The sequence below is a fragment of the Gaetbulibacter aestuarii genome, assembly GCF_039537665.1.
GTDB lineage: Bacteria > Bacteroidota > Bacteroidia > Flavobacteriales > Flavobacteriaceae > Gaetbulibacter_A > Gaetbulibacter_A aestuarii.
The window spans coordinates 218,504-237,474 of the sequence record NZ_BAABAY010000007.1; the positions used below are offsets into that span (position 1 = coordinate 218,504).

The following is an 18,971-nucleotide window of genomic DNA, read 5'->3' on the forward strand; positions in this document are numbered from 1 at the left end:
TTTGATTGTTTAAATTGATTTATGATTTTGATTTAATTCTGAATCAGTGTTCAGTATTTTTACTTGCTCTCGAAGCCGATATAATAGATTCAATCGCCATTTTAAATTGTCAATCAAAGCATTAACCGTTAGTTCTGAAAGCCCTGAGGTCTCGAGTTCTTGAGATAATCGTTTGTATTCTTTATCCAAAGTGGCTATCTGTTCCAGATAATCATCATAAAGCTCTTTGGTTTCGGGAGTTGGTTTTATTTTAGACAACTCTAAACTGATACTTGCCAAATAATAATTTTCAACTTTTTTCAGATCTGGAGACACACTTCCAAGCCCTGAATTATTATTTGAAATATTGGTTGTATTCGTATTGGCTATTGTGTTAGGAACAGGCTTTGGGTCATGCTTAAAAAAGGTATAACCACCAAAGCTCAAACCTAAGATGACAACAACACTAGCGGCAATTTGCATCCAGGACCAATAAGACCCCGATTTCTTCTCAGGCAAGGCCTTATCTAATTTTTCAAGAAAACGCTTTTCATGATGCTTTGGCATTTTCTCCTGCGACAGGTTGTCGTTCTTAAATAATTCTCTAATATCTTGTGCCATTTTTTTTAGATTTTAATAGGTCTTGTAATTTTACTTTTCCTCGTGATAACTGGGTTCTTGAAGCGACTTCAGAAATGTTCAAAATTTCAGATATTTCCTGATGATCGTAACCTTCAATTAAGTACAACATCACTACATATTGGTATTTATCGGGCAATGCTTCAATAGCTTCCTTAACATCTTCAAGGGTTAAATGATCTTCCACCATCCAATTATCCTGAGTATCTGTATCCACGGCTTTTAAATGCACATCTTCCAGATCTACGAAACGTTGTTTTTTAGCTTTTAAAAAATCAATACTCTTGTTCACCACGATACGTTTTAACCAGGCTCCAAAAGTCACTTCAGCTTTATATTGATGCAGCTTGGTAAAGGCTTTTATAAAGGCTTCCTGAACAACATCTTCCGCTTCAGCGGCATCTTTTACAAACCGTTTTGCAACAATATACATCCCGTCACAATACTGATTATACAATTGTAATTGTGCTTTTCGGTTATTCTGTTTGCACTTTTCAATGATGTCTACCTGAAACATGTAAAGCTACTTTTGGTCTAAGTTAGTCTATTCTTAAAGACGATATAAAAATTAAAGTGTTGCAATTTTTTCAAAAAAATATAACAAGAAAAATTATTGTACGTTTGCATTTTAGTAATTATCACATTTAAAGTATCTTTATAACTGAATAAAAAGTTAATATGAACACCCTTTTAAAACGTATCCTAATTGTACTCTCCATCATTGCATTAGGATTATTTTTGTACTCTGTTTTTGTTGAAAATATATTTTCTCCCCGTTTAAGTCCAAAAGATACTGTGAAGTTTGAGATGAATGATCTAAAGCTTAAAGTGTTTTATAATCGCCCATATAAAAGAGATCGAAAAATATTTGGTGGACTTGTTCCTTATGATCAGGTTTGGCGAACCGGGGCGAATGAAGCCACCACCTTTGAAACTAATCAGGACCTTCAAATATTAGGTATGCGCCTTCCGGCAGGAAAATATACGTTATGGACCGTTCCAAAAGAAGAAACCTGGACCATATTATTCAATTCGAAACAATACGAATGGGGTGTAGATTCTGAAATGCGCCCGATGTGGGATCCTAATTATGATGTGCTTACCGTAGAAATTCCTGTAGAACATATGGATCATGTGGTTGAGCAATTTACTATTGGTTTTGATAATTCTACCGGAAAACTGTATCTCACCATGGCCTGGGATCAAACCAAAATCTCAATTCCTCTGAAACATAAATAGTATTTCTCCTGCTTCATTTTTGCTTTTAAAATAATATTGTACATTTATTAAAAACAGGCATAAGTGAGCAAAAAATCGAAATCGGCATTATCGGAACAAGAAGGGGTTTCTTCTTCAGAAATCACCAACCCAAATGCGGTTAAATCCATAAAAAGTAAACGTAAGCTTTCTTTGGATACTAACGCACTTACTTCCGCTATTCTGAAAGGTGATATTACAGCCTTGAGTCGGGCTATTACCTTGATTGAAAGTAAGAACCTCAAACATCTCGCTCAGGCCAACGATATTATTACAGCCTGTTTACCACATGCCAATAAATCGGTACGCATAGGAATAACCGGTGTTCCCGGTGTTGGCAAAAGCACCTTCATTGAAGCTTTTGGTGCTTATTTAACCGAGCATGGAAAACGGGTTGCCGTATTGGCTATCGACCCCAGTAGTTCGGTTACGAAAGGCAGTATTTTGGGTGATAAAACGCGCATGGAACGGCTGGTAAAAAATGAAAATGCTTTTATTAGACCTTCGGCTTCAGGAGAATCGCTTGGTGGTGTTGCACGAAAAACGCGAGAAACCATAACCCTTTGTGAAGCTGCCGGTTTTGATGTTATTTTAATTGAAACCGTTGGTGTGGGGCAAAGTGAAACTACCGTTCATAGTATGGTTGATTTCTTTTTGCTTTTGAAACTTGCAGGTGCCGGTGATGAATTACAAGGCATTAAACGCGGTATTATTGAAATGGCAGATGCTATTGCTATTAATAAAGCCGAGGAAGATAACTTGAAACAGGCAAAATTGGCACGAGACGAATTCAAAAGAGCGCTTCACCTCTACCCTGAAAAAGCATCGCAGTGGCAACCTCGGGTAACGCTTTGTAGTGCTTTGGAAGAAACAGGTATTGATACCATTTGGAACTTAATTCAAGAATACTTAGAAAAAACCAAGGCGAATAAGTATTTCGATAAAAAGCGTCAGGAACAAAATAAATTCTGGTTGCTTCAAACCATTGAAGATCAATTAAAGGCCTCTTTTTTCAATAGACCGGAGATCAAAAAAGCCTTAAAAACACAGTTAGAACTTATCGAAGCCAATAAAACAACCCCTTTCGCGGCAGCTGATTTGTTATTAGGTTTGGGAAAAGCGACCGACTAGATACAGGGTCAATTTATAGAATAAGAAACCAGATATGGCGCCAAAGGTGAATCCGCTTAATACATCTAACGGATAATGTACACCAACATAAATGCGGCTATAACCAACAACTGCACTCCAAAATAACAAGAAGAAAATAAGATTCTTATAATATTTTCTGAGCATCAAACCTGCAAACACAGCCACTGCCATGGAGTTTGATGAATGCCCTGAAAAATAACCATACTTGCCACAGCGCACGGCAATAAAACGCATTTGGTCAATAATATCGGGATTACCGCAAGGTCTTGGTCGTTGTACAGTGCGTTTGATCATGTTGGTAAATTGATCGGTAAAGGTGATCATCAGAGCAATGGTTACTACCATTATCAGTAAAGCCTTCCAGCCATAGGCTTTATATAATAAATAAAGCAAGAAAGCGTAAAGCGGAATAAAAGTGAGTTTGTTGGTGATTGTTAACCAAAACCAATCCCATGTTGTTGATCCTAAATCGTTTAAAAATAAAAAAAGAGAAGTATCGTAGGCTATTAGTTTATCTAACATAATGACTATTCTTCGTACTTGGAAATTTCGTTATCGTAAAACTCGGTGGCCATTTTGATGGCGTGCTCTGCTTCAGATTCCAATTCTTTTTGATCTTCGACGTCGAATTCTTCAAACCATTCTACGTCATCATTTTCTAAATTGATAATGAATCGTGGAAATTCAGTATGGATCACATAAATAGCGTTTGGATAATCTGAGTTATCACCTAAAATAAATTTTGGAAGTGCCATAGTAAAGCTTAATGATGAGACAAAATTAACTTTTTCGTCAGATAATTGAATCGAATATACAACAAAATTGCTGCGGTAGTTAATCCGGCAAGTAAGCCTAACCAAATTCCGAAACTACCATAAACTTTTTCATTTCCAAAATACAAACTTATTGGCAAGCCAATCAGCCAGTAAGAAAGAAAAGTAATTAGCGTAGGTATTTTAACATCCTGCAAACCTCGAAGAGCGCCTAAAACCAATACCTGAATACTATCGCTTATTTGAAAAATAGCTGCAGCCAGCAATAGTTTTGAAGCCGTATTTACGACTTCCGTATTATCCGCCAAATTCGCTAGATCTTTAAAATCAACATATAATTTGGGTAATTCTGAATGAAAAATTAAAAATAATAATCCGAAGGTCACGGCAAAAATAATACCCAACAGAAAGGTTGAAAAGGCGATGCGGCGTAGTTCAATATAATTCTTCAAACCCTTTTGGTTGCCAACACGAATCATTGAAGCAACACTAAGTCCGGTAGCCACCATAAAGGTCATAGACGACAAATTCAATGCTATTTGATTGGCCGCTTGAGGATTTTTCCCAAGCAGACCACTTAACCAGATCGCAGCGGTAAAAATACCTACTTCAAAGAACATTTGCATAGCACTCGGCGCTCCGAGAGCCAAAAGTTTATCGATCATCTTCCGGTTTAAAACAAAAATCTTAACATGAGTTACAAAAGCTTTAGAAGCTTCTTTACCTTTCAATAACCACCATAAATAAATCACCATAACCACTCTGGACACTAAAGTACCGTAAGCTGCTCCTACAATGCCCATCTCAGGGAAACCAAATTTTCCAAAGATCAACAAGTAATTTAAACCAATGTTCAAAATATTACCTAAAATAGTCGCATACATGGGGAAACGCGTCATCGACAAACCATCGCTAAATTGTTTAAAGGCTTGAAACACTATCAGCGGAATTAAAGAAAGGGCTACCAAATCTAAATACGGTATGGCCAATTGAACGACTTCTTCAGGTTGCTTCATCAAATACATCATTGGTTTCCCCAGAAGCACTAATAAAAAAAGTAAAATACCGAGCAAACTGCATAAGAACAGACCGTGCTTAAAGGCGGATTTACCTTGTTCAAAATTGTTTGCGGCATCAGCCTCGGCTACTAAAGGGGTTATAGCCGTGGAAAAACCAATACCCAAAGACATCGCGATAAACATAAAGCTGTTACCTAAAGACACAGCTGCAAGTTCGGCCGTTCCTAATTGCCCAACCATCACATTATCCATAAAACTCACAAAAGTATGCCCCAACATACCAAGCATCACCGGCGTGGCCAGTTTAAGATTGTAGTTAAATTCTTTTGTGTAGTCGGATAATTGCATGGGGCAAAAATAAGCGTATCCTGTAGCTTAAACAATGTAATTGAGAATAATTTATCTACGCATAAGATTAACAATTTTTTTGGAAGCTATCTTACTGACTTTGTTTAATTTGTATCAAATTTTAAAAATGAAAGTATTTATTTCTTTTACTTTAGGTTTGAGCTTTTTTTTCGGATTATCTCAAAATGCAAGGCCGGTTGATTTTAAGGAAATTGTTGAAATGTTCCCAAATGTGCGTGATCTGGCAATTTCACCTAATGGCAATGAGCTTTTCTTTTCTGCTCAAAATGTTTTAAAAGACAGATCGGTTCTAATAACCCTGAAAAAAAACAACGGAAGTTGGGAAAATCCAAAACCTGCGTCATTCTCAGGCGTATTTCACGACATGGAACCTTTCTTTTCAAAAGATGGTTTAAGACTTTATTTTGTTTCGAATCGCCCTTTAGATAGCAACTCTAAAGACACGAAAGATTATGATATTTGGTATGTACAACGCGATAATTTAAACGTGAACTGGTCTGAACCTATAAATTTGGGAGCTCCCGTTAACTCTGATTCTAATGAGTTTTATCCTTCTTTAGCTGATAATAATAATATGTATTTCACCCGTGAAGATCCTGATCAAAAAACCAGGGACGATTTATATTTTAGCCTATATATTAATGGAAGTTATCATAACCCTGTGAAATTGCCTGAAACCATAAATTCAGATGGTTACGATTATAATGCTTTCATTGCTCCCGATGAATCCTACATTATCTATGGAAGTTACCAGCGCGAGGATAGTTTTGGCAGCGGTGATATGTATATCCGTTTTAAAAAAGAAAATACCTGGACTCCTGCACAACATTTAGATACCCCTGTAAACAGTAAAAAATTAGATTACAGTCCGTTTGTAGATTATAATACCAATACCTTCTTTTTTACAAGTGAACGCGCAGTAGAAAGTGCACCAACCCCGGATGCTCTGGATCTTGATTCTGTATTAAAAGAATTTCGAAAATATAGCAACGGGCAAAGCCGATTGTACCAAATAGAATTAGGTGAAATTTTAAATGAGCATTAAAGCTCGCCTACAGACTTTTTAGCAGCTTCAAATTCTGTAACCATATCAAGGACGATCTGAGCCACTGGTTTTATATCATGGATAAGTCCGGAAACTTGTCCAATCTCTAATTCACCATTATCCATATCCCCTTCGAACATCCCTTTTTTAGCTCGAGCGCGACCTAAAAGGGTTCTAAGATCATCAGGTGTTGGACATTTTTTATAAAGTTCCTGTACCTCATTGTAGAATTTATTCTTGATCAAACGAACAGGCGCGAGTTCTTTTAATGTTAATTGCGTATCCCCTTCTTTGGCATCAACAATAGCTTTTTTATAGAGAGCATGCGAAGAACTTTCCTCACTGGCTGCAAACCTACTTCCCACTTGCACACCATCGGCGCCAAGAACCATGGCTGCCAACATTGCTCTTCCGGTAGCAATACCACCAGCTGCAATTAATGGAACCTGAATCTCTTCTTTAACTATCGGAATCAGGGTTAAGGTGGTGGTTTCATCTCTTCCATTATGACCTCCTGCTTCAAAACCTTCAGCAACAATGGCATCAACACCGGCGTCCTGAGCCTTCAAAGCAAATTTTAAACTGCTCACCACATGGACAACGGTAATATCTTTTTCCTGAAGCCAATTGGTCCAGATTTTAGGATTTCCGGCAGAAGTAAATACGATCTTTACACCTTCCTCTACAATAATATTCATGATCTCTTCAATATTTGGATACATCAATGGCACATTCACTCCAAAGGGTTTTGATGTCGCTTTTTTACATTTTTGAATGTGTTCACGAAGCACCTCAGGATACATAGAACCTGCTCCCAGCAATCCTAAAATTCCTGAATTACTGGCTGCTGATGCTAATCTCCAACCACTATTCCAAACCATACCGGCCTGTATAATGGGATATTTTATATCGAAAAGTTTTGTAATTCTATTTTCCATCATAAATAATTACGCGATAACTCCGGAACCTACCAATTCATCATTTAAATACCAGGCTACAAATTGCCCTTCTGTTATCGCAGATTGAAGTGCTTCAAACTCTACATACAAACCGCCTACAACTTTGTGCAAGGTAGCGCTTTGTAAAGGTTGTCGGTAACGAATACGAGCCTCAACTTTTAGAGTTTCATCCGTTTTTAAAGCTAAATCTTCACGAACCCAGTGTAATTCATCATCCTGCACAAACAAGACTTTTTTAAGCAGTCCGGGATGCGCTTTTCCTTGTCCGGTATAAATGACATTTTCATCCACATCGGTTTCAATTACGAATAAAGGTTCCTTGGTGCCTCCAACAGCTAAGCCTTTCCGCTGACCTTTGGTGAAATAATGAGCACCTTGATGCTTCCCTACAATTTTACCCTGATCAATAGAATAATGTCTGCGTTTAGACAAAAATTGTAGTCTGCTCTCATCGGAAGTAAACTCTGGTTGCGTGTCATTAAATATTTCAGGGCTTTCAGGAATTTCAACAATTACACCTTCTTTGGGTTTTAATTGTTGCTGAAGAAAGTCCGGTAATTTCACCTTTCCTATAAAACATAACCCTTGAGAGTCCCTTTTATGAGCTGTAACCAAATCAAGATCTTCAGCAATTTTCCTAACTTCAGGTTTGGTTAAATGTCCTATTGGAAATAAAGCTTTAGATAATTGTTCTTGAGAAAGTTGACACAAAAAATAGGACTGATCTTTATTGGTATCAACACCTTTCAATAGCTGATAAAAAGTTTTTCCCTCTTTTTCAACAACACCTTTCCGACAGTAATGACCCGTAGCTACATAGTCCGCTCCCAGTTCCATGGCCATGTCCATAAAAACATCGAACTTAATTTCTCTATTACAAAGTACATCAGGATTTGGAGTTCGACCGCGCTCATACTCTTTGAACATGTAATCAACGATCCGCGTTTTGTACTGCTCGCTAAGATCGACCGTTTGAAAAGGAATATTAAGTTTCTCAGCGACTAACATGGCGTCGTTACTATCATCTAACCATGGACATTCATTAGAAATAGTAACCGAATCGTCGTGCCAGTTTTTCATGAACAGACCTATAACCTCATACCCTTGCTCTTTTAAAAGATATGCAGCAACACTAGAATCTACGCCACCAGAAAGTCCAATAACTACCCGTTTCATATTCATTTTTTAGGCTACAAAGATACATAATAACTCTTGATTTGAAACACGTTTTAAGCTTAACTAAAAGGCTATGAATAAAAAAATGTTTAATGTTTTGTTAATTTTTTTAAACACTTAGTTATTTTTTGTTTAAAATTTTATTATATTTGTTGAACAAATTTGCTAATTAAAAGAAAACAAACATGAAATCACCAAAACTTCTAAAATTTTTCGCCCTGTTCTTGTTGGCTGCAGTGACACTAAATTCCTGTAGTGATGATAACAAAAATGACAACGTTGTCGTGGAGACTCCTATGAATATTGTAGAAATCGCACAGGAGAATCCTGACTTAAGTATCCTTGTAGATGCTGTAGTTAAGGCCAATCTTGCCGACGCCCTAAGCGCCGATGGCGACATGACCGTGCTGGCACCAACAAATGATGCGTTTATGGCATTCCTTAATGAAAAAGGTTTTAGTTCCTTAGATGCTGTTCCGACAGACGTTTTAACTCAAATCTTACTAAACCACGTTATTCCCGGAACAAAAATAGTGTCAAGTTCATTTTTAGGTCAAACCGGTTACATTAATACTTTAGCCGATGGTCCTGACGGAAGTAAGTTAAGTATCTATTTCGATGGTACAGATGGCGTTATGTTTAATGGCAATTCAAAAGTGGCTATTCCGGATGTTATGGCCTCTAATGGAATAATTCACGTAGTTGATAAGGTGATTGATTTACCAACAATAGCAACTTTCGCTACAACCAATCCAGCACTTTCAACCTTGGTGGATGTGCTTGCTTATGCAGATTCTGGATCGCCAACCGTTCCTTATCTAGAAACAGTTTCTGACGGTGCTGCAGGTCCTTTTACAGTCTTTGCTCCTACCAATGATGCCTTTGGAGATTTATTGGCAGAATTAGGCGTTGACAATTTAACAGATATTTCTACTGATCTGGTAGATTCTACCTTACTTATGCACATTGTAAGCGGTAACATTCAAGCAAGTCAACTCACTAGTGGAACTGTAAACACTTTAGGTGGACCAGTAACAGCTGATGCTTCTGCTTTTACCATTACAGATGCTAACGGACGTGAAATACAAATAATCGTTTCTCTAACAGATATTCAAGCTACCAATGGTGTAGTACATGTAGTTGATAAAGTTATTTTACCAGATTTAAGAGTTAATGTTGTAGAAACAGCTCAGGCAAACCCTGATTTAAGCATTTTAGTTGATGCGGTAGTTAAGGCCAATCTTGTAGATGCCTTAAGCGCTGATGGCAGTATGACTGTGTTGGCACCAACAAATGAAGCATTTACTGCATTTTTAGCCGACAAAGGATTTGCAACATTGGATGATGTTCCTGTTGATGTTTTAACTCAAATTTTATTAAATCACGTTGTAGCGGGAACAAACTATAAATCCAGCGACATTGCAGGAAGTATGGGTTATGTGAACACCTTAGCCGATGGTCCGAATGGAACAAAATTAAGTCTCTACTATGACGGAACCGCAGGTGTAACATTCAATGGTTACTCTGATGTGGTTGTACCTGATGTTTTAGCTACGAACGGAATTATACATGTTGTTGATAAGGTAATCGATCTACCAACGATTGCAACTTTTGCAACTTCTAATCCGGCATTGTCGACTCTTGTTGATGTATTAGCTTATGCTGACACGGGCACCCCTACAGTACCTTACATCGATACTGTTTCTGAGCCAACTGCTGGACCGTTTACAGTTTTCGCTCCGACGAATGATGCTTTTGGAGATTTATTAACAGAATTAGGCGTTAGTGCTCTTACCGATATCCCAACAGATACTGTAGATGCTGTATTACTAATGCACATTGTAAACGCTAACGTACAATCAAGTATGCTAACAAGCGGAGAGGTTGCAACTCTTGGCGGACCAATTACAGCTGATGCTTCGGCATTTACTTTAACAGATGCAAATGGTCGCGTAAGTAATATAATAACCTCTTTAGTAGATATACAAGGAACAAATGGCGTAGTACACGTAATTGATAAAGTGATATTACCCAATATGAATTAGTTTGGTTTGTTGATTGTAGGCAGTTTTATTCTTCAAAATTGTCTATGAAAAAGGACCCCTCATGCCCTGAGGGGTTTTTTTTATTTCTTATTTGGATTAATTCGCCTTGAGAAGTTTTTTTCCTCAGTCACCTTACCGTCTTCATAATAGGTCCAGATACCAACTTTCTGTCCGTTTTTATACTGACCTTTAATAATAAGATCACCTTCGGCACCGTAAACATTGGCCGGTCCGGACAACTCACCATTAGTATAGTTGAGTTCTTTAATTTTAACACCTTTTTCCGAAAACCAACTATACAAACCCTCTAATTGACCATTTAAGTAATTAGATTTTTCAGCGATCTGACCATTTTCGTAATACACATTACGTTCCCCATTTAGATCCCCATTATCATTATAATTTTCAAGAATTAATAGCTTATTTGAGTTCTTTTGATAAAATTTCCAGGTCCCGATATATTTTTTCCCGTCCATCTGACCTTCACTAATCACTTTTCCTTTGGAAGTATAAAAGGTGACATCACTTATATTATTGTCCGGATGGAACACTTTGGTTGCCGATAAAACCGGTTTGTTATTCACGTTTATGTAAAATTTAAACTCTCCGACTTCCTTCCCATGGTCGAATTTACCTTCGTAACGTGTAACTTTTGTATTTTCGAAATTCTTTTTCCAAACGCCATGACGCTTACCGTTTGCATCAAATTGATTAATATTCTGAGTTAATCCCATTTGAAAATTAAAAAGAAGGATAATCCATAAAATATTGAGTGACTTCTTCATATTAGAAAAAAATAAAACCTAGATTATTTAATTAATTTATAAACGAAAAATAGTAATTCAAATTGCACAAAAAAAAGCTGCCATTTGGCAGCTTTTAAAAGTATTCTATTTTTTCTTTTTATTTTGCATTTGTTTTTGTTGTTCGGCTTGCTCCATCATTTCAGCCATTTTCTTCTGAAAACGATTTTGCTTTTTAGGCTTTTTCTTATTTTCCTGAATCTGAGCATGAATTTTATCCTCATCAAGAATATAATTTTTGATCACCAGGATAATTCCAATACTTATCGAGTTCGAAATAAAATAATATAAACTCAAGCCGGAAGCATAATTATTAAAGAAGAACAACATCATAATTGGTGAAAAATACATCATGTATTTCATCATCTTCGCCATATCAGGCATGCCTTCCTGTTGGGGTTGAGAATTCATATTTTGCCCTGTCGTTAAGCGCATATAGAAAAAGATCGCTATCGACGCTAATAATGGGAACAAACTTACGTGATCACCGTAGAAAGGAATATGAAAAGGAAGATTAGCCACGGTGTCATACGATGACAAGTCAGTCGCCCATAAAAACGACTTTTGTCTCAGATCAAAGGCCGAAGGGAAAAACTGGAACAAGGCATAGAACACCGGTAGCTGTATTAGCGCCGGCAAGCAACCTGCCATAGGACTCGCACCTGCTTTGGATTGCAAGGCCATAGTTTCCTGCTGAGCCTTCATTTTATTGTTCTTATATTTTTCTCGGATCTCATCTAATTCAGGCTTTAATATTTTCAACTTAGCCTGCGATAAGAACTGCTTGTATTGAACGAAGGACAATAATATTTTTACTAAAATCGTCATCACTACAATAGCAATTCCGTAAGGTAAAAAGCCACTTAAAAATCCAAATAGCGGAATGAACACAAAACGGTTGATCCAACCAAAAATACCCCAACCTAGCGGCACTAATTCATCCAGATTTCGGTTGTATTTTTTTAGTAGTTTATAATCACTCGGTCCATAATACCAATCCATAGACTGGTTAATTTCTCCTGCTTGAAGTGTTAGAGGAATTGAAGACGCGAAGTTTTTAGTATACAACGTATCAACCTCCTCATTTTTAACGAGATTTTCTGACTTTAAGGTTACCTTATTGAACTTCGAATCTGTTAATAAAACCGATGCAAAGAAATGTTGTTTATAGCCAATCCAGGAAACATCATTTATGGTTTCTTCTTCATCACGACGCCCCATATAATCGGCTTTATCGTCTTCGTAATCATAATGAATATCAGTGTAGCGGTTCTCGTAAGAAATACTTTTGGCATGGCGGTAACCTTTCAATGTCCAATCTAAATTAATAGGCTGGCTACTATTAATGATATCGCTTAAACCCTGGGAACGTACCGTAAACCCAATCATATAATCGTCCTTCTTGATATCATAACGGTACTCCAAAAATTGCGTTTTTGAAACTTCAAGCTTCATGGAAACTATGGTTTCATCGCCATTTTTAGTAACGGTAGGCCTAAAATAAAGATCCTTGGTGTTTAAGATGCGGCTATCGGTAGTTCCGAAGTTTATATTGAACGAAGCATTTTTATTTTTGATCAGGTAGATGGGAACGGAATCGTAGTTCACATATTTCTTTAATTTTACCTCTGATAAATACCCGCCTTTATTATCAAACTTTAATTCATACAAGTCGCTTTCAACGGTAGTCTGCTCTTCTTTCGCGTTCATTCCGGAGAAAGCAAAAGCACCTAACTTATTTTTAAGTGAATTAACTTTTGTGGAATCCGTGGCATCAGCGGTATAATCCTCAACTGTAGCGGTTGTATCTATTTGCTCTTTAGCCTTTTCTTTATTTTCTTTTTCAACCTGCTCTTGTTTGGCTTTTTGTTGTGCCGCCTGTTCTTCAGGGGTTGGTTGATTTTGCCACAGCATATAGGCCAAAATCACGAAGATTAATACAAATCCTATGATTGAATTAATGTCGAGTTTCTTTTCTTCCATTGATCGTTATATAAATTAAAAAACTGTCTTATTCATTTTTGAATAAGAACTGCACAGCAATTAGCTGTCCAACTTTTAATTTTGTGCCATTCTGACACCTCTATTTTTCTTATTATAATTTAGGGCAGCTTTTACGAAGGCTACAAATAAAGGATGTGGATTCGCCACGGTGCTTCGGTATTCCGGATGGTATTGAACTCCAACAAACCAGGGATGATCGGGAATTTCAATGATCTCAACCAATCCGGTATCCGGATTTAATCCTGTTGGAATCATACCAGCATCCTTGATACGTTCCATATATTCACTGTTGAACTCATAACGGTGACGGTGACGTTCCTTTATATGTTCTGATTTATAAATATCCCAAACCCTACTTTCACGCTTCAGATCACAATCCCAGGCTCCTAAACGCATCGTGCCACCCATGTGGGTGATACTCTTCTGTTCTTCCATGATATCGATCACAGGATATTTTGTGTTCGGATCCATTTCAGTAGAGTTCGCTTCTTTTAGGCCCAGAACATTTCTGGAAAATTCAATGACTGCCATTTGCATTCCTAAGCAAATACCGAAAAACGGAATATTATTTTCTCTTACGAATTGTACGGCATCAATTTTACCTTCAATACCACGCTCACCAAATCCTGGAGCTACTATAATGCCATCCAGATGTTCTAGCTTTACGCTTACATTATCTTTATTAATGTATTCTGAATGAATCGATTCCACATTCACCTTCACCTCATTTTCAGCGCCGGCATGAATAATGGCTTCTAAAATAGATTTGTAAGAATCCTGTAATTCTACATACTTCCCGATCAATCCAATATTGATCTCCATTTTCGGATTTTTAAGTCGTTTTAAGAAAGCGTTCCATTTTTGGATATCAGGCTCCTTGCTTTTTAGGTTTAATTTTTTCAAAACAACCTTATCCAAACCTTCTTTCAACATAAAATTAGGAACTTCATATATGGTTGAAGCATCTATAGATTGGATCACGGCTTCTTCTCTTACGTTGCAGAACAAAGCCAGTTTCTTACGAAGATCGACTGACAAATGATGTTCCGTTCTACAAACCAAAACATCAGCCTGTACCCCACTTTCCATGAGGGTTTTTACACTGTGTTGTGTAGGTTTTGTTTTTAATTCGCCTGCGGCGGAAAGATAAGGCACCAAAGTTAAATGGATAACAATACCATTATTATCCCCAAGATCCCATCGTAACTGACGCACGGCTTCAACATAAGGTAGTGATTCAATATCACCTACCGTACCACCAATTTCTGTTATGATTATATCGTAATCTCCTGAATTACCAAGAATTTGAACACGTTCCTTAATTTCATCAGTGATATGCGGTACAACCTGAACCGTTTTTCCTAAAAACTCGCCACGACGCTCTTTTTCGATAACACTTTGATAAATTCTACCTGTAGTAACGTTGTTTGCCTGACTCGTTTTTACATTCAAAAACCGCTCATAATGTCCAAGGTCCAAATCCGTCTCGGCTCCATCCTCCGTGACGTAGCATTCGCCATGTTCATAAGGGTTTAAAGTTCCCGGATCGACATTAATGTAAGGGTCTAATTTTTGAATGGTTACACGATATCCCTGAGCTTGAAGTAATTTGGCCAAAGAGGCGGCGATAATACCTTTTCCTAAAGAAGAAGTTACACCTCCGGTTACAAATATGTATTTTGCTTTGTTTGTCATGTTGCGCTTATAAACGCAGGCAAATTTACAAAATTAAAACAGTTAATCAGGAATAGTTATTTACATATTTCAGGCGGACTTGTTAACAACATCGACCTGAACAATAAATTAGCTATTTCGGATATTCTTTTTTGATTTTTCGAACCAAATATTCCAGACCATTTATTTTTAGCTCATAAACTTGAGCCATCATAAGTCCGAGTTGCCCTTTAGGAAAACCTTTTCTGTGATAGAACACCATATAATGCTCCGGAAGATCAATTAAATAGCGGTCTTTGTACTGCCCGAATGGCATTTTTGTATGTGCAAGTTTGATTAGAAATTCCTTATCAGGGAGCATGAGCATGTTTTAAAAAATTAAATCACTGCTCAACCACAACAATGTTAAGCTGATCATATTTCACTAAATAGGCTGTATCGTTGTAATAACCACCGAAAAGTTTCTTCTTGTAAGCGAATTTGTTTTCTACATATTCCGTCATAGGTGCTTTAATAACCGATTGATACAGATTTTCAGAAGACACTAAACGAAGTACCACATCCATGGTTAAGTCGAAGCCTTTCACCGCCCATTTATTTGGAGTGATGTTGTAATTCCGAGCATAATGTTTTACAAAACTATCAGGCTCAATATCGCTATAGCTTCTGGAACCGGTAGCATAAGAAAACTGAAGTTTGGATAAATGTTCATTGGAAATTTCATCGCCCGTAAAAGCCGAATTAAAGTTCGTGGTGTATAATCTAATATTAATCTCCGGCAATTCTTCTTCCTTATTTTCCTTTTGAATCAAAGAAGCTAAAACACTGGTAACATTCGAAGCAAAACCGGCATTTTCAGTTTCAAGAAAAACCTTATTATTACCAGGTTTTAAATGATCCTTTATGTCATCAACCAATACATAATTCACATCTTCTCCATCCTTATTTTTTCTGGATTGAATGATTTGAGCTCTTGAAAAATCATTTTTCAATTCATTCGCCGTATTGATGTGTTTAGAATCAGTTATGATCAGAACATTAGCAGCCGACGTATCTTTTTTTACATAATTTACCACCTTTTCTTTCAATAAATCATCTGAAGGTCGTGTTTGAAATACATTATCGTATAAATTCAAATTTGTACCAATAGGTGAAAAAATAGGAACATTCGTGCGTCGAAGTTCTGAAGAGGCTTTTTCAAAATTATTGGAAATAAGCGGACCTATTACAGCATCCATATTTTCAAAATCATTTTCAACTATAATTGAGGATACTCTGCTGAGTTCATTTTTAGTATCAAAAACATCTACTTTTACTGAAATACCAAGGGTTTTTAAAGAATCCAAAGCCATTAGTACGCCTGAATAGAAATCCAACGAAGCCTTGAGGTACGGATCAGTTTTGATACTTCGTTTTGTATTATTTACGGAATCAAATTCTACCCGATTCAATCTGAAAGGCAGCATAACCGCTATGTGTTTCTCATTATAATCAGAAATACTATCTACCAGGTTTACGGCATAGGAAGCAGTTTCATCAACCAGATCAGTGGACCCTTTTCCATAAGGAACTTTGAGGATCATACCAGCCTTTAAACCGCTTTCCTTCAAACCGGGATTAAGCGAATCTAACTGCGTTTCATCCAGGCCCAATTTCAATTTTAGACGATAAAAGCCTTCTTTCGGTAAAACTTTATAATAGCTGTAAGTATAATCTACCTTGTTTTCTGCATCTTTCTCAATATTTGGTACTTTCAATTCCTGACCTTCCTGAAGCACTTCGCCCATATCCGGGTTTAATTCTTCCAACTGATCGATCGTGATCCCGAACTTATAAGCAACACGCCATTTTCCTTCTTTCGGCTGAACGATATACGTTTTAAAATCGGGGTTTTCTTCAACTACTTCCGTTATTTTATATACAGGGATTTGAATTTTATCGCCTTTTTGTAAAGGTTTTGCATACAAGGATCTATTATACTGCTTGATATCTTCTTCATCAACATGATATTCTTTGGCGAGACTATATAAGGTTTCTTTACGGCGAACTTTGTGCTCTTTGAAACCAGTTAGTTCTCTTTTTTCAACAACCTTCGGTGCATTAGCCTTGGATATTGGGATAATTAAAATCGTATTAGGCTTCAACCCTTTCTTAGCATCCGGATTGTAAGTATAAATGTCTGAAGGTGTTACGTAGTATTTTTTTGCGATCGATTCTACGGTTTCTCCTTCTTTAACCTGATGGGTACTAAAATTTTGTGCTTTTAATGTTTGAATTCCAAAAAAGAAAACCAGAATTGAGACTAAAAATAATTTCTTCATGAGTTGTTTTTTTCTAACGGATACTAATGTAATAATATACGTTCTTTTTCTGCAAATAAGATGCCAATGTTATAACTAAATTTGAGGTCTTTTATTTTAACACAGCACAGAATACAGTAATTGTCGGATTCTTTAAATGTTTTCCGAAGGATATAGGTAAAAATCAAATCTTACTCCCACTCTATCGTTGCCGGAGGTTTTGAACTGATATCGTATACCACACGATTTACACCTTTTACTTTATTAATGATATCATTCGAAACTTTCTGAAGAAAGGCGTACGGTAAATTTACCCAATCTGCCGTCATGCCATCAGTACTTTCAACCGCTCTTAAAGCGACACATTTTTCATAGGTACGTTCATCTCCCATAACTCCCACACTGTTCACCGGCAAAAGCATGGCTCCGGCCTGCCAAACCTGATCATACAACCCCCAGGCTTTAAGTCCGTCGATAAAAATAGCATCAACTTCCTGTAAAATACGCACCTTTTCAGCCGTAATATCACCGAGAATTCTAATGCCTAATCCGGGACCTGGAAATGGGTGTCTGCCCAATAATTCGGGATTAATTCCTAGAGTAGCGCCCACACGACGTACTTCATCTTTAAAAATAGCGCGTAAAGGTTCCACAACTTTCAATTTCATAAAATCCGGTAATCCACCAACGTTGTGGTGACTTTTAATAGTTGCCGAAGGACCTCCGGTTGCTGAAACACTTTCTATAACATCCGGGTAAATGGTACCTTGGGCCAGCCATTTTACATCTTTTATTTTGTGGGCTTCATCATCAAAAACTTCAATGAAGGCATTTCCGATAGCTTTTCGTTTTTGCTCCGGATCTTCAATACCTTTTAAAGCGGCTAAAAAACGACCGGAAGCATCAACACCTTTAACGTTTAGCCCCATACCTTCGTATTGTTGTAGCACATTTTCAAATTCATTTTTCCGTAATAAACCATTATTTACAAAAATGCAATACAAGTTTTTACCAATAGCTTTATTCAACAATACTGCAGCTACACTAGAATCTACACCTCCTGAAAGACCAAGAACTACCTTATCATTACCAACTTTTTCCTGAATGGCTTCAACGGTTTCTTCAACAAAAGAAGCCGGCGTCCAATCCTGATTCAAGCCTGCAATATTAACCAGGAAGTTTTGTAATAATAATTTTCCGTCTGTCGTATGATACACTTCCGGATGAAATTGAATGGCATAAGTGGTTTCGCCTTCAATTTTAAACGCTGCATTTTCAACATCGCTGGTACTAGCCAGTAACACGCCGTTATCCGGTAATTGCTTGATGGTATCACTGTGGCTCATCCAAACTTGACTTCCTTCACTAATTCCGGCAAAAAAAGGTTCTTCTTTTTTTATTGAAGACAAATTCGCTCTACCATATTCTCTCGTACTAGAGGGCGCTACTTCACCTCCTGAAAAGTGAGCTAAATATTGTGCGCCGTAACAAACGGCCAACATGGGTTTTTCCCCTCTGATCTCGGAAAGGTCCGGATGCAAAGCATCTTCACCTCGCACCGAATTCGGGCTACCGGAAAGAATTACCGCTTTAAATTCAGATAGATTGTTTGGAATTTTGTTGAATGGATGAATTTCGGAGTAAATGTTGAGTTCTCTAACCCGACGGGCAATAAGCTGTGTGTATTGCGATCCGAAGTCTAAAATGAGTACCTTATCATGTTGCATGCGCAAAAGTAATAATTGATTTTAAATTGGCATATTTGAAGTTCTCATTT

Annotated in this window: 17 protein-coding genes; 4 read left to right on the forward strand and 13 right to left on the reverse strand. The window is 37.2% G+C overall.

What is annotated here, in order from left to right:
* Positions 1-9: 9 nt before the first annotated feature.
* Together ABD682_RS13995 and ABD682_RS14000 are read right to left on the reverse strand one after the other, a co-directional pair.
* Complete coding sequence (locus tag ABD682_RS13995; protein ID WP_344742196.1) at positions 10-600, reverse strand: hypothetical protein; 591 nt, start codon at positions 598-600, stop codon at positions 10-12.
* The gene (locus ABD682_RS14000) at positions 584-1,135 is read right to left on the reverse strand and encodes an RNA polymerase sigma factor (protein WP_344742197.1); all 552 of its coding nucleotides are present in this window, start codon (positions 1,133-1,135) and stop codon (positions 584-586) included. Before ABD682_RS14000 ends, ABD682_RS13995 begins: the two co-directional genes overlap by 17 nt.
* A 161-nt stretch (positions 1,136-1,296) precedes the next feature.
* Here ABD682_RS14000 and ABD682_RS14005 point away from each other — a divergent pair, with 161 nt between their 5' ends.
* A complete protein-coding gene (locus tag ABD682_RS14005; protein WP_344742198.1) occupies positions 1,297-1,857 on the forward strand; it encodes a DUF2911 domain-containing protein in 561 nt (186 codons plus the stop codon).
* A gap of 63 nt (positions 1,858-1,920) precedes the next feature.
* On the forward strand, positions 1,921-3,006 hold the full coding sequence (meaB, locus tag ABD682_RS14010; protein ID WP_344742199.1) for a methylmalonyl Co-A mutase-associated GTPase MeaB: 1,086 nt from the start codon (positions 1,921-1,923) through the stop codon (positions 3,004-3,006).
* On the opposite strand, the gene ABD682_RS14015 is transcribed toward meaB, so the two are convergent.
* Genes ABD682_RS14015 through ABD682_RS14025 form a run of 3 tightly spaced genes read right to left on the reverse strand, consistent with a single transcriptional unit; the run spans position 2,980 to position 5,167 of the window.
* A complete protein-coding gene (locus ABD682_RS14015) occupies positions 2,980-3,549 on the reverse strand; it encodes a phosphatase PAP2 family protein (RefSeq protein WP_344742200.1) in 570 nt (189 codons plus the stop codon). The two genes, meaB and ABD682_RS14015, sit on opposite strands and share 27 nt — an antisense overlap.
* A 5-nt stretch (positions 3,550-3,554) precedes the next feature.
* Positions 3,555-3,782: a hypothetical protein gene (locus tag ABD682_RS14020; protein ID WP_344742202.1), complete on the reverse strand. Its 228-nt coding sequence runs from the start codon at positions 3,780-3,782 to the stop codon at positions 3,555-3,557.
* Between the two features lie 8 nt (positions 3,783-3,790).
* Complete coding sequence (locus ABD682_RS14025; protein ID WP_344742203.1) at positions 3,791-5,167, reverse strand: MATE family efflux transporter; 1,377 nt, start codon at positions 5,165-5,167, stop codon at positions 3,791-3,793.
* 127 nt (positions 5,168-5,294) lie between these two features.
* Here ABD682_RS14025 and ABD682_RS14030 point away from each other — a divergent pair, with 127 nt between their 5' ends.
* Positions 5,295-6,233: a TolB-like translocation protein gene (locus tag ABD682_RS14030; protein WP_344742204.1), complete on the forward strand. Its 939-nt coding sequence runs from the start codon at positions 5,295-5,297 to the stop codon at positions 6,231-6,233.
* Here the strand turns inward: ABD682_RS14030 and ABD682_RS14035 are convergent.
* A complete protein-coding gene (locus ABD682_RS14035; protein WP_344742312.1) occupies positions 6,230-7,171 on the reverse strand; it encodes an NAD(P)H-dependent flavin oxidoreductase in 942 nt (313 codons plus the stop codon). The two genes, ABD682_RS14030 and ABD682_RS14035, sit on opposite strands and share 4 nt — an antisense overlap.
* Positions 7,172-7,180: 9 nt before the next feature.
* Entirely contained in the window at positions 7,181-8,368 is a 1,188-nt protein-coding gene (mnmA, locus tag ABD682_RS14040; RefSeq protein WP_344742205.1) for a tRNA 2-thiouridine(34) synthase MnmA, read from the reverse strand.
* Between the two features lie 185 nt (positions 8,369-8,553).
* Between mnmA and ABD682_RS14045 the strand changes: the two genes are divergently transcribed.
* On the forward strand, positions 8,554-10,413 hold the full coding sequence (locus tag ABD682_RS14045) for a fasciclin domain-containing protein (protein ID WP_344742206.1): 1,860 nt from the start codon (positions 8,554-8,556) through the stop codon (positions 10,411-10,413).
* An 80-nt stretch (positions 10,414-10,493) separates the two neighbouring features.
* On the opposite strand, the gene ABD682_RS14050 is transcribed toward ABD682_RS14045, so the two are convergent.
* The 6 genes from ABD682_RS14050 to guaA all read right to left on the reverse strand — a co-directional run bounded on the left by ABD682_RS14050 (position 10,494) and on the right by guaA (position 18,921).
* Positions 10,494-11,198 (reverse strand): toxin-antitoxin system YwqK family antitoxin, encoded by a 705-nt coding sequence (locus ABD682_RS14050; RefSeq protein ID WP_344742208.1) that lies wholly within the window; start codon positions 11,196-11,198, stop codon positions 10,494-10,496.
* 105 nt (positions 11,199-11,303) lie between these two features.
* Positions 11,304-13,199, reverse strand: coding sequence for a membrane protein insertase YidC (yidC, locus tag ABD682_RS14055; RefSeq protein WP_344742210.1), 1,896 nt, complete (start codon positions 13,197-13,199; stop codon positions 11,304-11,306).
* 75 nt (positions 13,200-13,274) lie between these two features.
* Positions 13,275-14,915, reverse strand: a complete 1,641-nt coding sequence (pyrG, locus tag ABD682_RS14060; RefSeq protein ID WP_344742212.1) for a CTP synthase — start codon at positions 14,913-14,915, stop codon at positions 13,275-13,277.
* Between the two features lie 112 nt (positions 14,916-15,027).
* Positions 15,028-15,255, reverse strand: a complete 228-nt coding sequence (locus ABD682_RS14065) for a DUF3820 family protein (RefSeq protein ID WP_344742214.1) — start codon at positions 15,253-15,255, stop codon at positions 15,028-15,030.
* A gap of 22 nt (positions 15,256-15,277) precedes the next feature.
* The gene (locus tag ABD682_RS14070) at positions 15,278-17,215 is read right to left on the reverse strand and encodes a LysM peptidoglycan-binding domain-containing protein (protein ID WP_344742215.1); all 1,938 of its coding nucleotides are present in this window, start codon (positions 17,213-17,215) and stop codon (positions 15,278-15,280) included.
* 170 nt (positions 17,216-17,385) lie between these two features.
* Positions 17,386-18,921 carry a glutamine-hydrolyzing GMP synthase gene (gene guaA / locus ABD682_RS14075; RefSeq protein ID WP_344742216.1) on the reverse strand — a complete coding sequence of 512 codons (1,536 nt, stop codon included), beginning with the start codon at positions 18,919-18,921 and terminating at the stop codon, positions 17,386-17,388.
* Positions 18,922-18,971 lie beyond the last annotated feature (50 nt).